Source organism: Lactiplantibacillus sp. DA1 (assembly GCF_032681335.1).
Classification (GTDB): domain Bacteria; phylum Bacillota; class Bacilli; order Lactobacillales; family Lactobacillaceae; genus Lactiplantibacillus.
Map to the genome: position 1 here is coordinate 72,295 of NZ_JAWHTQ010000003.1, position 13,155 is coordinate 85,449.

General features: G+C 45.7%; 12 protein-coding genes. 3 read left to right on the top strand and 9 right to left on the bottom strand.

Annotated elements, in window-relative coordinates; translation table 11 throughout:
- Positions 1 to 147: 147 nt before the first annotated feature.
- Both RXV91_RS05425 and RXV91_RS05430 read right to left on the bottom strand, forming a co-directional pair.
- Complete coding sequence (locus RXV91_RS05425) at positions 148 to 591, bottom strand: universal stress protein (protein WP_316439020.1); 444 nt, start codon at positions 589 to 591, stop codon at positions 148 to 150.
- A 71-nt stretch (positions 592 to 662) separates the two neighbouring features.
- Positions 663 to 1,232 carry a sugar O-acetyltransferase gene (locus RXV91_RS05430; RefSeq protein WP_003644841.1) on the bottom strand — a complete coding sequence of 190 codons (570 nt, stop codon included), beginning with the start codon at positions 1,230 to 1,232 and terminating at the stop codon, positions 663 to 665.
- Between the two features lie 96 nt (positions 1,233 to 1,328).
- On the opposite strand from RXV91_RS05430, the gene RXV91_RS05435 reads away from it, so the two are divergent.
- Positions 1,329 to 2,012: a YjjG family noncanonical pyrimidine nucleotidase gene (locus RXV91_RS05435; protein ID WP_316439021.1), complete on the top strand. Its 684-nt coding sequence runs from the start codon at positions 1,329 to 1,331 to the stop codon at positions 2,010 to 2,012.
- A gap of 248 nt (positions 2,013 to 2,260) precedes the next feature.
- Here the strand turns inward: RXV91_RS05435 and RXV91_RS05440 are convergent, their stop codons facing one another.
- The 7 genes from RXV91_RS05440 to RXV91_RS05470 form a co-directional block, all read right to left on the bottom strand.
- The gene (locus tag RXV91_RS05440; protein ID WP_316439022.1) at positions 2,261 to 2,854 is read right to left on the bottom strand and encodes an NAD(P)-binding domain-containing protein; all 594 of its coding nucleotides are present in this window, start codon (positions 2,852 to 2,854) and stop codon (positions 2,261 to 2,263) included.
- Between the two features lie 148 nt (positions 2,855 to 3,002).
- Positions 3,003 to 4,175: a MalY/PatB family protein gene (locus RXV91_RS05445; protein ID WP_316439023.1), complete on the bottom strand. Its 1,173-nt coding sequence runs from the start codon at positions 4,173 to 4,175 to the stop codon at positions 3,003 to 3,005.
- Positions 4,165 to 5,031 carry a DUF3737 family protein gene (locus tag RXV91_RS05450; RefSeq protein WP_316439024.1) on the bottom strand — a complete coding sequence of 289 codons (867 nt, stop codon included), beginning with the start codon at positions 5,029 to 5,031 and terminating at the stop codon, positions 4,165 to 4,167. The genes RXV91_RS05445 and RXV91_RS05450 overlap by 11 nt, the downstream gene beginning before the upstream one ends.
- 102 nt (positions 5,032 to 5,133) lie before the next feature.
- The gene (locus tag RXV91_RS05455; protein ID WP_316439025.1) at positions 5,134 to 6,162 is read right to left on the bottom strand and encodes an aldo/keto reductase; all 1,029 of its coding nucleotides are present in this window, start codon (positions 6,160 to 6,162) and stop codon (positions 5,134 to 5,136) included.
- Positions 6,163 to 6,645: 483 nt separating this feature from the next.
- Positions 6,646 to 6,774, bottom strand: coding sequence for a hypothetical protein (locus RXV91_RS05460; protein WP_003642173.1), 129 nt, complete (start codon positions 6,772 to 6,774; stop codon positions 6,646 to 6,648).
- A gap of 41 nt (positions 6,775 to 6,815) precedes the next feature.
- Entirely contained in the window at positions 6,816 to 8,603 is a 1,788-nt protein-coding gene (locus RXV91_RS05465) for an ABC transporter ATP-binding protein (RefSeq protein ID WP_022638329.1), read from the bottom strand.
- On the bottom strand, positions 8,603 to 10,354 hold the full coding sequence (locus RXV91_RS05470; protein ID WP_316439026.1) for an ABC transporter transmembrane domain-containing protein: 1,752 nt from the start codon (positions 10,352 to 10,354) through the stop codon (positions 8,603 to 8,605). Before RXV91_RS05470 ends, RXV91_RS05465 begins: the two co-directional genes overlap by 1 nt.
- A gap of 269 nt (positions 10,355 to 10,623) precedes the next feature.
- Here RXV91_RS05470 and RXV91_RS05475 point away from each other — a divergent pair, with 269 nt between their 5' ends.
- Together RXV91_RS05475 and RXV91_RS05480 are read left to right on the top strand one after the other, a co-directional pair.
- Positions 10,624 to 12,018, top strand: coding sequence for an MFS transporter (locus RXV91_RS05475; RefSeq protein WP_316439027.1), 1,395 nt, complete (start codon positions 10,624 to 10,626; stop codon positions 12,016 to 12,018).
- Positions 12,019 to 12,507: 489 nt separating this feature from the next.
- Positions 12,508 to 13,053, top strand: coding sequence for a hypothetical protein (locus RXV91_RS05480; RefSeq protein WP_316439028.1), 546 nt, complete (start codon positions 12,508 to 12,510; stop codon positions 13,051 to 13,053).
- Positions 13,054 to 13,155 lie beyond the last annotated feature (102 nt).

Genomic DNA, 13,155 nt, shown 5'->3' on the forward strand with positions numbered 1-13,155 from the left:
AAACGGACTCTAAGACTTGTTTAATGTTAACTTGAGTAGAATCGTCATCAAGGATGAAACAACTATCATTTTAAAACATACAGCTGGCAAACAAAAAAGGCCCCCGTAATCGGAGGGCCTTATCAATCAAAATTTCTTCTCTTATCACTACCGAATCACTAGTACTGAAATCGGTGCGTGTTTTGCCATATATGCGGCTTGCGATCCAAAATACTTACGTACCCCTTTTTTTGCAACTGAACCAATGACTAGTAGGTCGGGCTTCAACGCTGGAATCACCGTCTTAACGATGGTTTCACCAGGGTCACCTTCATCGACAACCGCGTTCACTTCCGTCACCCCGAAGTCACGGGCCAACTTCTGATACTGTTGGACGTGTTCTTCCAGATCCTTGCGTTGGCCATGAACAAAATCTTTGCTCATCGCTTCATACACGTTCATATTATCCTGTTCCAAAATTGAAACGATGGTTAACTTAGCACCGTCACTCTTGGCCCGGTTAATGGCGTACCGAAACGCTAACTGCGCGTCATCCGAATCATCAACACCAACTAAGATATGCTTAAATTCCTTAGGACTCATCTCTGACATATGGCTCCACTCCCCATTCTCTGATAATCTGACTACACCCTTATTTTCATCAATTTAGGCGTAATTGTCAATTATGACTGCGGTGCATTTTGTTTCAAGACACGCGCCGGATTACCGACTACGATGACGTTATCTGGAAATGAATGTGTTACGACAGCACCAGCACCAACAATCACGTTGTTGCCCAACGTCACTCCGGGTAAGATCACGGCACTACCACCAATCCAAACATCATTACCAATCGTAATCGGCGCAGTCCGTTCCGCTTCAGTCCGCCGCACAGTTGGGTCTAGTGGATGAGCAGGCGTGTACAAGCCAACTTTAGGACCGAATTTGCAATCATTACCGATCGTAATCAGCCCTTCATCACATAACGTGACCCCATGGTTCGCATAAAAATGATTACCGATACGAATGTTGACGCCATAACTAAATTCAAAGGTCGGTTCAACGAAGAACCGGTCACCGGCTGAACGTAGGAGACTTTTCATCTTAGTATTCCGGTCATCATTATCAGCAATCTGATTATATTGCATTAACTTCGTCCGCACGTCTCGCCGACGTTGCTGTAAGATTGGTGATTCCAAGTACAATTCACCATTGATCATCTGTTGATACGCTGGGTCATTATCGATTTCCATGTTTAACTTCCTTTTAAGTATGATACTTTAAGCATACCACACCGTTCAAAATTGCTGTATGATGGTTTAAATAAACCTATTGAAAGTAGTGGTTCCATGCAATACGCAATTTTTGATCTCGATAATACCATCCTTGACTTTGACCGCGCTGAAGCTGCCAACCTCGCGACCGTCTTTCAGCATCATGGCGTCACTGATATTCGCCGTGCAGAAAATAAGTATCAGGACTATAACGAAACTGTTTGGCAGCAAATCGAACAAGGGGCCGATCGTGACAGCCTATTAGACCAACGATTTCAAGTCTTTCTAGGCACACTGGGCATCACCGTTGACGGTCCTACGGTTCAACAAGAATACGACCAATTATTAGCGCACAGTTACCAAGTAATTCCCGGCGCCCACGAACTTTTGCGCACACTGACCAATGCTGGCCTGACCTTACTCGTCGGCACTAACGGTATCAAACACACCCAGCTCAGTCGCTTAGCAGGTGCCCATATGACGCCCTATTTTGACCATATCTTCATCTCTGAAAGTATCGGTTATGCCAAGCCGAACCCATACTTTTTCAGCGCTATTCATGACCAATACCCAGACATGAATGCCATGAATACCGTCATGATTGGTGACAGCTTACGTTCAGACATTGCGGGGGCGGCCGCCGTCCAGTTACCTAGTATCTGGTACAATCCACAGCATGTGCATAACGACACAACCATTGCCCCAACTTACACTGTGGATAACTTTAAGCAACTGCAAAAACTGTTATTAACAGCTTAAACGCAAAAACAATAATTAACCTCAATTAAAAAAGCCATGCAGCCCCATTCTTACAGTTACGACACAGTAAGAATTAGGCTGCATGACCCTAACACGATTCAAATTTAACCACGCGGCGACGATTGGCAGGAACACCTGTCAATTGATGCCCGCCGCACGCCCCAATCAAAGTGACACTAGCCACACCTTTTCTTACAAGGTCAGCACTAGCTATTTTGGTTCAAAAGTGAACCCCTTTTTACAATCCACTATTCTTCAATCTGAACAAAGTGTGTGTTACCTAGTCCACCGCCAACTTGCATGACACTGCCGCCATGCCGAAGCTTGCCCAAGTTAACGGGGCGGAAATTCAACGGCCGGACGAGCGCAGCGAATTCTTTCTTGGCAGCAACGTCATCGCCCGCATAGAACAAGACCCGCTTTCCAGGCCCATCAACGTGCCCATCCATAAACTCCGGTGGAATCGTATTGAAGGCTTTAATGACCCGGGCATTGTTAGCTGCACGAGCAATGACTTCACTTCCAGTCAACGGGGCCGTCTTAATTTTCTTAAAGTCAGCCGTAAACTGGTTCGTCACGTCCACCACGATCCGTTGCTTATAATCGGCGACCTGCGCTAATACTGCCGGCGCCTGTTCAAACGGCACCGCAAGAATGACTAACGGTTGTTGTAAGGCTTCAGCAACTTCTACAAAAGCCACATTGCCAGCAAACTCGGCGCGCCGTGTTGCTAAACTAGCCGCACCACTGTGCCGACTTAATTTGATTTGATGATCACCGCGCGCAAAGGTCTTGGCTAATACTGTGCCGACCGTACCGGCACCAATAATTCCAATTTCCATAACTATCCTCCACCTCATCTTTTAATAATGGTTTGAATTAACCGACTTATCTGGTCCGTTATCACGGACTGTCAGCGGTCATCTAGACCAAACCAGCTTATCTTAATGATAGCGAAATCATTATGGAATTGCACCCCATACGCGTCAACTATGCTTGAACTTGTTGGTAAGCCGTAATACCAGCTTTTAATCGTGCCAATCCATCCGTCAGGGTAATCGTTGGACAAGCCACATTCAGTCGCAAGAAGCGGTTGCCATCACCACGGTAAACATCGCCCGCTGATAAAAACAACCCGGTTCGTTGGCGAATAAAAGCAGCCAAAGCCGCACTGTCGGTTGTCACTTGACTCACGTCCAACCATAATAGATACGTCGCTTGGGCTTCCACCAGCTTAACTTGCGGCAATTCAGCAGTCAAGTAAGTCTGAACTTGACGTTGATTGGCGGCTAGTTTGGTTCGCAACGCGGCTACCCAGTCATGGCCTTCAGTATAGGCCGCAATGCTGGCTGGAATCGCAAACGAATTGGGTTCAGCCAATTCATCATTGTTGATACCCCGGCTCACTAATGCGCGGACGTGTGCATCGGGGATAATCAACGTTGCCGCGTGTAAGGCCGCCACGTTGAAAGTCTTACTTGGCGAGACACAGCTGATACTGTTATGTGCTACTGGCGCAGTCAATGATGAGAATGGCGTGTACGTGTGACCGTTAAGGGTCAAGTCACAATGAATCTCATCGGCAACGACTAGCACATGGTATTTCAAGCACAGCTCGCCAAGGCGTTGCAACGTCGCACGTGACCAGACGATGCCGATTGGATTCTGCGGATTGCACAAAATCATCATCGTGGTCAACGGATCGGCTAGTTTCGTCGTCAAATCGTCCCAATCAATCGCGTACGACGCGCCACGTGCCACTAAGTCACTACTCAAGGTATGCCGGCCATTGTTTTCAATTGAATGATAGAAGATATTATAAACCGGAGCCTGAACTAACACGTTATCGCCAGCCGCTGTCATTTTACGAACAATTGATGAAATCGCCGGAACGACGCCGGTGCAGAACATCAACCACTCAATTTGCGGACGGAAGTTGTGTTCCGTTGCCCACCAGTCTGCCACGGCTTCATAGTAAGCCGTGGGGACTTCTTCGTAACCGAAGACGCCAAACTGGGCGCGTTTTATCAACGCTTGCTTGATAACTGGTGCCGTTTCAAAGTCCATGTCAGCGACCCACATCGGCAACTCATTATCCGCGACGTCCCACTTAACGGCATTCGTGTGCCGCCGATTAAGCACGGTCTCAAAATCAAACGGCATGAGGCGCACGGCTTTCATGGTCAACACTAATCAGGGTCTGATGAGGATCTACTTCAGGATCATCCATGATGATTTCACCAATGGCTTGCGCATGAATCCGACCACTAAGCGGATTTTTAACGCTATCAATCGTTGAAACCACGTCAGCGTCAATGTTACGACAATATTCAAAAGCTAAGTCCGTATTGAGTAACGTACAGTTTTCCAACTTGACATTATCCATGTAACACAGGCCCTGATCACTCTCAATCGTACAGTTGACGAACCGAATATTCTTCGAATTCCAGCCCAGGTATTCACCAATGATTTGTGAATCATAAACGGTAACATTTTCACAATTCCACAGCGCATCCTTAGTCATCAACGTTGCATGATGAATTTCAACGTTCTTAGCACCATCAAAGGCGTAATTACCAACGAGGTTGAAACCATCAATGCGAATATTCTGGCTATTCATTCCAAAATAATCACCAGCTGCTTGAACATCATTCAACGTAATATCTTGGCAGTTCCATAACGTTTCTTCCGCATCTGAAAAGTGAACGTGCGCTAACTTAACTTGGCTGGCCCGCCGAAATAGCTTAGGTGCCTGTAGCGTACTATTCGTAATCGTAATATCCTTGGTGTACCAGATGCCAGAGCGAGACATTGTCTCAAACAAACCTTGATCCACAGTCACGTGTTGACTGTACCACAAGGGATATTTCCACTTAAAGATTGGCTGTTTCAACGTGACATTGCGACTTTCCTTCAGTGGTGATTCACCATCCGCAAACGTTGTGTTATTAATTTCAAGGTCATGAGCCTTAAAGAGGGCCCGTTCGCCCGTTAAATACTGTTGTGTGATTGTTTTCAATTTAACTTCAATAACTCCTTTATTATGAAACATAGGTTTGTTTACCCACGATATTCCTAGTGTATTCCCTTAACTGCACTCTAAGTCAACTAACTTGTCCACCTACTGCCCGGCATACTGGTTCCAATTATTAGTCCGCGAGCGGTTGAGCGCCATCACCCCTTCTAGATCATGAGGTTGATAGAGTTCTTCTAGGTATTGGATTTCTGGTGCGGTTAACTGTAAATCAACCGCCTCGGCTACGGCATCCAAATGATGTTGCTTAGTCGCACCAACAATTGGCGCCGTCACTCGTTGCTGCAACCAAGCGAGATTAATGGCCGCCATTGAGACATGGTGTTGATGCGCCAATTCTTCAACGCGGTCAATAATCGGTTTATCCAGCTCGCTAGTTGCTTGATATTTCGTATCAGCAAACGTATCCTGCTTACGCCGAGTCGTCTGGGTGCCAAAGGGATGTGCCAAGCGACCACTGGCCAACGGACTATACGGTGTCGTTGCCAAACCGTTCTCATGGGCAAAACTGAACAATTCCCGTTCGTCTTCTCGATAAATCAAATTATAATGACTCTGAATCGAGACAAACTGCGGATAGTCGTTGCGTGCAGCAAGCGCGTTAATCTGTGCAATTTGCCAAGCATAAGCGTTAGAAATCCCAATATAGCGAGCTTTTCCGGCCTGAACGGCTTCGTTTAGGCCCGCCATGATATCTGCCATCGGCGTTAACCAGTCCCAGATATGGTAAATGTATAAATCAACATAGTCCGTCTGTAGATTCTGTAGACTCTGATCGAGTGACCGCAAGACGTGTTCGCGGCCACTAACATGATCTTCGATTTCTTGAGTTGTCCGATTCGTGAACTTAGTCGCCAACACCACTTGATCACGCTGAAATTGCTTTAAACCTTGTCCTAAGACGCGTTCACTCGCACCCGCTTGATAGACTGGCGCCGTATCAAAAAAGTAAATCCCTAGTGCCATTGCGCGCTGAAGAACTTGATCCGCCTGTGTTTGGCCGACCGCCCATGAGCGCTGATTAACATCCGTCCCAGTACCCGCACCAAACCCCATACAGCCAAGTGCGACTGACGAGACCTTCAAATCGGATGTTCCTAATTGCCGATATTGCATTACATCACAACTCCCTTCATTACCTCATTACAACCCTTATTAAACCGCGATTCGTTGAAAGAGTACAATACCTAGTTCAAATAATTAATTATAATCATTTCGTATAGATAACTCCTATTCAGTCATTTTAGGAATCAATACCAGTAATTAGTTACCGCGCATTATTTTCAACCCGCCTGACAACAGACAACTGTGGCGGCCGTATTTTAGGGGCTGGTCCAAACACGGACAAACACTACAGGTCATGACCATGCCAGGACCTGCTGGAGTGTAGCAATCAACTTTAGTAGCGATTAACTTTGAGTAAGACATCGATGAAACGATTTTGTAGGCGCCATCACGATTTGGCTCGCCCACCCGCTCAAATTCAATTTACAAATACAAAACCGACCGCACTGGAAGTTAGACCTTTTCCAGAACAGTCGGTTATCATTAACTGATTAAACAGTCGTAGTATTGTCAATGACAACACTACGACAATGCTTATTTCAGTTTTACCTTAATTTTTAACTTTTTAGGCGCTTGATGGCGCGCTAAGATTAATTGCCAGCCCACTTTAACCAGCGTACTAATAACAGTCATCACGACCATTAACGATAATTTTCGACGCATTCGGCATCACCTCAATTAATTTAAATCGAGCATACCACACTTTAATCGACGTGAGCGGAATTTTGCAACTGAATCATATCATAGTAGTAACCATGCTGTTGCAATAGCTCGTCGTTGGACCCGCGTTCAACGATTTGCCCCTGATTTAAGACCAAGATTAAATCAGCATTTTGAATCGTCGACAGCCGGTGCGCGATGGCAATCGTTGTCCGGTTCTCCTGAATCCGATCCAAGCCAGTCTGAATCATCTCTTCCGTCTCAGTATCGACGTTCGCCGTGGCTTCGTCCAAGATTAAAATCTTAGGATCAGTTACAATCGTCCGGGCGAATGAAATCAATTGCCGTTGACCTGAGGAATAACTAGCCCCGCGCTCAATGACACGTGACTGGTAATTTTCAGGCAAATCATTGATGAAGTCATCAGCCTTTACAAACCGTGCCGCTGCTTGCACTTGCTCGTCTGAAATCTGGTCATTAAACATCCGAATATTGGAATTAATATCACCATAAAACATAAACGGTTCTTGCAAGACCAACCCCATCTTCTGTCGCAATTCCTCAGCCGGATACTCACGAATGTCGCGATCATCAATTAAGACTTCTCCTGACTGAAACTCATAAAATCGCATCAAAACATTAATCGTCGACGTTTTTCCACTCCCCGTCTGACCAACTAGTGCCACCGTTTGGCCCGGTTCAGCCACGAATGAAACGTCTTTTAAGACCGGATGCTGGCCGTCATAGGCAAAGGTGACGTGCCGAAATTCAATCTTACCGCGCGTAATCTTAGCCGTAGGATCGGCGTGTTGGGTCGGCGCAATCGTTGGGTCATCCATGACCCGTAACACCCGTGACCCGGCGACGACCCCATCTTGAAAGTCAGATAGATTATCCATCATCGACGTCATCGGATTATAGAAGTTATTCAGGTACGTGATGAACGCGTAAACGACCCCGGCAGCCACATAACCATTGAGTCCACGAACCCCGAAGATTCCCAGAACCATGACCGTCCCTAGCGCATAAAACAAGTCGATCAGTGGACTTAATAATAATGAGTTCGTCCGGATCATCGCTTGGCGGGTCTTGAAGTAGGCATCATTGGTATGATCAAATTCACCATTGATGCGGTGTTCTTGTCGAAATTGCTGAATAACACTAATTCCAGTAATTGCTTCACTCAACTTGGTATTCAACTCACTGAGCCGTTCCCGCATTCGCCGGTAAACCCGTGAGCTATACCGTTGATAATACCAAATCGTTACAGCCAAAAAAGGCATGAAAATCAATAGCCACAAGGCAATCTGTGCATCAGTAAGATACATCGCGACAAACGACGAAATCACCGCAAAAAAGGCGGTAAACAGCGTATTGAACAACGCCCAAAAATTGGAAAACGACATCGTATCGTTAGTCAGGCGTGACAAAATTGAGCCACCAGGGACCTGATCAAAGTAGCGCATGCCCATCCGATGCAACTTGGCGAACATTTGTCGGCGGACATTTTCAAGCATGTATTCCGCCCCCATCGTACTGCTGAAGTTCTGAACGAACTGCATCAACGCGCGCACAACCATGCCGAAGAAATACAGGCCCGCAAAGTACCACATGACCGGTACCGTGGCGTGTCCTGTTTTGAGATAATGATCAATAAAGGTCTGTAATACACGCGGTAGATAGATATTAACCACGCTGATCAGACCGGAAAAGACAATGGCTGCAATGAAGAACCATTTGAATGGTTTCGCATATGGTAATAGGCGTCGAATAACCGTCAGTTGTTCCTTAACAGGCATGGAACGTGCCCATACCGATTGACGTGCTGCCATTATTGCACCGCCCCTTCCACTTTAGTTTCGAGTTGTTGCCGTTTGAACATCTTCTGATACCACCCGTGTTGCGTCATTAATTGCGCGTGGGTCCCTCGTTCAACAACGTGACCGGCGTCCAACACAATGATTTCATCAGCGTTCATCACAGAACTTAACCGGTGGGCCGCGATAATCGTCGTTTTGTCTGCTCGCTCGGCCTTTAGATTAGCTAAAATTTCCGCCTCAGTTTCGGCATCAACCGCGGATAAGGCATCATCTAAGATGAGCAATTCAGGATTGATGAGTAAGGCCCGCGCAATGGCTAGTCGTTGGCGTTGCCCTCCAGATAGCGAGATACCTTCCTCACCAACCTGGGTATCGTAACCAGCGGGCATGCTGGCAATCTGGCCACTCAAATCACTCTTGGCGGCAACCGCTTCCACAACGGCTTGACCCACAGTCGGATCGGCAAAACGAATATTTTCGCGAATCGTATTTGAGAACAGAAAACTATCTTGGGGCACATAACCAAGGGCTGGTAAGTAACTATCAAGCGCATACTGCTTAATATCATGACCACCATAAGTAATGTGGCCCTCGTACTGATCAAATTCACGCAAAATCAGTTTCATAATCGTTGATTTACCAGCACCAACCCGCCCGACAATTCCGAGCGTCTGTCCCGCCTTCAAAGTAAAGTCCACGTTACTCAGACTGGTTCCTGCATCGTTGGGATAATTGAACTGTTTGATTTGATACTGAACATCACCATGCGGGCGCTGTTCAATGCCCCGTTTGGCATCAATAATGGCACTTTGCTGATTCAATAATTCCATGACCCGATCATACGAGGCGTTTCCCCGTTCCATCGTGTTGAATAACATCCCGACCGCAAACATCGGCCAGACCATCATTCCCAAATAAGTGACGAACGAGACCAAGTTACCGATTGTGATGACACCGTGGGTCACGTACAACCCGCCCAAAATAATTGTGGCGCCGTAAGATAACGCAATAATCATGGTAATCGCGGGATCAAATAGCGAGTCGAGTACGTTGACATGCCGATTGATCTTAATCGTCTGATCAATCTGTTGATTAAAATCAGCAACGTCAGCCTTTTCCTGACCTAGCGCTTTGATCACTTTGATGCCACTGATACTCTCCTGCGCCTTATTATTCAGTCGCGAAAAGGCGGCTTGGGAGGCACGAAACGCGACGTGAATTTTTTTACCCAAATACCGTGACACGACCGCTAATAATGGGAAAGGCACCACCGCAATCAGCGTCAGTCGCCAGTCGATTAGTGTCATCATCGCAATCAACGTTGTCCCACCAGTAATAATGGAATCCGCAAATTGGAGAATGCCACCACCAGCGACCCGTTCAACCGCCGTGAGATCATTGGTCGCATGAGCCATCAAGTCCCCGGTACGGTATTGCTGATAAAACGTCGCATCCATCTTCATAAAATGCCAAAAGAGTCGTTCCCGCAGCGTTCGTTCAAGGCCGGCTGCACCTCCCCAGATGGCATTCCGCCATAAATAACGCGCCAGGTACTGACCAACGGCGGCCACACCAATAATAACTAAATAGACCGTCAGCGTGTGCGCCGTCAAGCTGTGCTGATTAATCCCATCAACGACGTCCCCAATAATCCGGGGCGGCACAATGCCGATAATGGCAGTCAAAACTAGTCCAAGCACCCCCGCGAGGTACAACTTCCATTCACGCCGAAAATACCAGCCTAATTTCAAAAATATACTCACAGCGCACCTCCAATAATTTAATTAAAATTTAATTAGACAACTTTTTATAATACCATACCTCGCGCAAACCCCTTAATGATAAGTTCCATCCCGAATGCAAAGTGATTGCACCAGATTGAAAATAAGCTTAAACTGGGGACGTTAGTGGGGCGGTCATTAAGATCGTCCCTTTCAATCGTAAAAATTCAGATCACTGATTTTTACCAGCGACTATTGGGCTTGGTGAGCTGTCCAAAATACGCCAATTATTTTTATAAGGAGTGTTGATTGTGTCCCAACCAAGTACCGTCACTTTAAAAACCAAACTGGCAATCTTATCCGTTGGTTTACTCTCATTTGTCGGGATTCTCGTGGAAACGTCGATGAATGTGACCTTTCCCACACTGATTAAAACAATGGGGGTTTCACTAGATACCGTCCAGTGGCTGACGACCGGCTACCTATTACTGACAACCGTTGTCATGAGTACCACGGCCTATGTGCTAAAGCGGTTTAACCCCAAGCCCTTATTCTTATTTGCCGCCCTCGTGTGTCTGCTTGGAGGCATTCTTTGTTGGTTAGCGCCGAACTTCCCCGTATTATTGACGGGGCGCCTTCTACAAGCCGTGGCCACGGGGATTTCGATTCCATTGATGTTCCAACTAATTTTTACAAACGTCCCTCGCAATCAACTAGGAACTTATACCGGTTTAGCTAGTGTCATCGTGTCCCTAGCCCCGGCTCTCGGACCAACTTATGGCGGGATTTTAACTAGCGTCTGGTCATGGCGGGCAATTTTCGTTGGTATCGTTCCTTTGCTGGCATTACTGGCAATTTTAGGGGCATTCAACATTTCAGGGAAGGCCTTAGGTGTTGGTAATAAAAAGTTCGACTATCTGGGCGCAATCCTTTTAGCCATCACCTTCACTAGTCTGTTGTTCACGTTTAACAACGCGGGAACTCACGGCTGGCTATCGCTGAACTTCGGTCTGTGGTGTCTGTGGAGCCTCGTGCTGATTGGTGCGATGGTGACGTACGCCATCAAGGGCCGGCGCCAACTGATCGATTATTCAATTCTCAAATTGCCAATCTTGCGACTTCGGCTATTTAATTACTTTGGTTTACAATTCATTAATATTGGGTTGTCGTTCGTCCTGCCACTTTTCGCCCAAACCGTCCTTGGGGCTTCGGCCATGACGGCGGGGCTCATGATGTTGCCCGGCGCAATCGTCGGCGCAATCACTGGGCCAATCGCCGGTCGAATTTACGATAAACAAGGCCCAACAACCTTATTAACATTTAGTGCCATCATGGCGAGCGCCGCCTTACTATTATTCTGGCTGACAACCGATTACTTCACCGTCATCATCATGGCCGTCATCTACGCGCTACTACGCGTCGGCTTTAATACTGGTTTTGGGACCGCGATTTCGGATGGTAGCACCCGCGTCCCTCTGCCTCAAAAATCCGATCAAAACTCGATGTTCAGTATGATGCAACAGTACGCCGGTTCAATCGGGACCAGTATTATGTCCGCTGTAATTGCCGGCTATGAAATTCATCATTCCACCGTAACTGGAACGATTATGGGGAGCAAGTTGGATTTCTTGCTATTATTCGTGTTGGCAATCGCCATTTTGGTTAGTGTTCTGCATGTTAAACGACTTGAAATAAGACAAAACTAGGATTGACTGGTAGCATCGTTAGTCTTGCAAGTGGATTGATTGCTGCATTTTTGGAAATTAATTATTTAAATGCTTTAAATCTACATCGAAAAGGCTCAGGTTTTCTTTAACCTGGGCCTTTTCGCGTACTCTAGCGTCAATAAACACACTATTAAGCAGATTACTATCTCAATGCTTTCTAAAATAGAGTTTCCATATTATGATGGCATAATTGAAAACTAGTGACATTACAAAATAAATAATGGAAATACCCAAAACATTAGCACAGTATTCTGTAAACCAATATTTGTATTGTGTGAGAAGATCATATCCACCATGTAAAACAAAAAAATAAATAACTGATATTCCAAAAACAATCATGCTTTGTTTGAAACTTGATTTAAAAACAGCCATCATATCCTACTCCCATCTGTTGAAACCGGTTTCGTTTTGTCTTATTATACATACGCAATTCAAAAATGTACACTGCTGGAATAAGGAGGAAATCCAATGAATTACACCAGTCAAGCTAACATTCACAAATTTACAGTATCTTTGGTCATTATTTTATTGAGCAGTATCCTAATATCTACTACCATAACTTTGAAAATTTCTGCCAATACGACATCATCGTCACAACAAGCCATAGATTGTATCGCTCAAGAATTAGCAGATGTATCAAATAGCATTCGGTATGATCCCCAGACTGGATTAGCAACCAACTTAGATGTGAACGCTTTAATATCAAAATACGGTTCCAATAACCAGAACCAATTGCAGCATATCAACGAGATAATGAAATATGAATACAAGCGAAATTTGCAATTCAACCAAGGCAAGCTAAATAGTATTCAAACTAGAAGTTTTTGGTCCTGTATGAAAAATCAATTATTGGACATGATTGGCTATCAAACTTTCCAAGCATTGTTACGCGGAGGCATTCAAGGATTAATCCAAAGAAAGGCCTGGAAGGCAGCGGCTAAATTACTAATCGATGGCATCGGAGTCGGGTTTATCGCCGCACAATTAGCCTGGTACGCGATTAGATGTGCCTAGTTATTCATTAGTTGCGCTCACTCGTAGAAAAAAGTAATGTCTTCGAATTATGGTATCAGTAAAATTAAAATTTAACCCTTTTCGAGAAAAAAAACGCGCCCC

Coding starts and splice junctions, on each gene's coding strand:
- RXV91_RS05430 (WP_003644841.1), bottom strand. CDS start 1,232: ATGGAAATCGATAATGACCCAGCGTATCAACAGATGATCAATGGTGAA.
- RXV91_RS05435 (WP_316439021.1), top strand. CDS start 1,329: ATGCAATACGCAATTTTTGATCTCGATAATACCATCCTTGACTTTGAC.
- RXV91_RS05440 (WP_316439022.1), bottom strand. CDS start 2,854: ATGGAAATTGGAATTATTGGTGCCGGTACGGTCGGCACAGTATTAGCC.
- RXV91_RS05460 (WP_003642173.1), bottom strand. CDS start 6,774: ATGCGTCGAAAATTATCGTTAATGGTCGTGATGACTGTTATTAGTACG.
- RXV91_RS05445 (WP_316439023.1), bottom strand. CDS start 4,175: ATGCCGTTTGATTTTGAGACCGTGCTTAATCGGCGGCACACGAATGCC.
- RXV91_RS05465 (WP_022638329.1), bottom strand. CDS start 8,603: ATGGCAGCACGTCAATCGGTATGGGCACGTTCCATGCCTGTTAAGGAA.
- RXV91_RS05480 (WP_316439028.1), top strand. CDS start 12,508: ATGAATTACACCAGTCAAGCTAACATTCACAAATTTACAGTATCTTTG.
- RXV91_RS05425 (WP_316439020.1), bottom strand. CDS start 591: ATGTCAGAGATGAGTCCTAAGGAATTTAAGCATATCTTAGTTGGTGTT.
- RXV91_RS05455 (WP_316439025.1), bottom strand. CDS start 6,162: ATGCAATATCGGCAATTAGGAACATCCGATTTGAAGGTCTCGTCAGTC.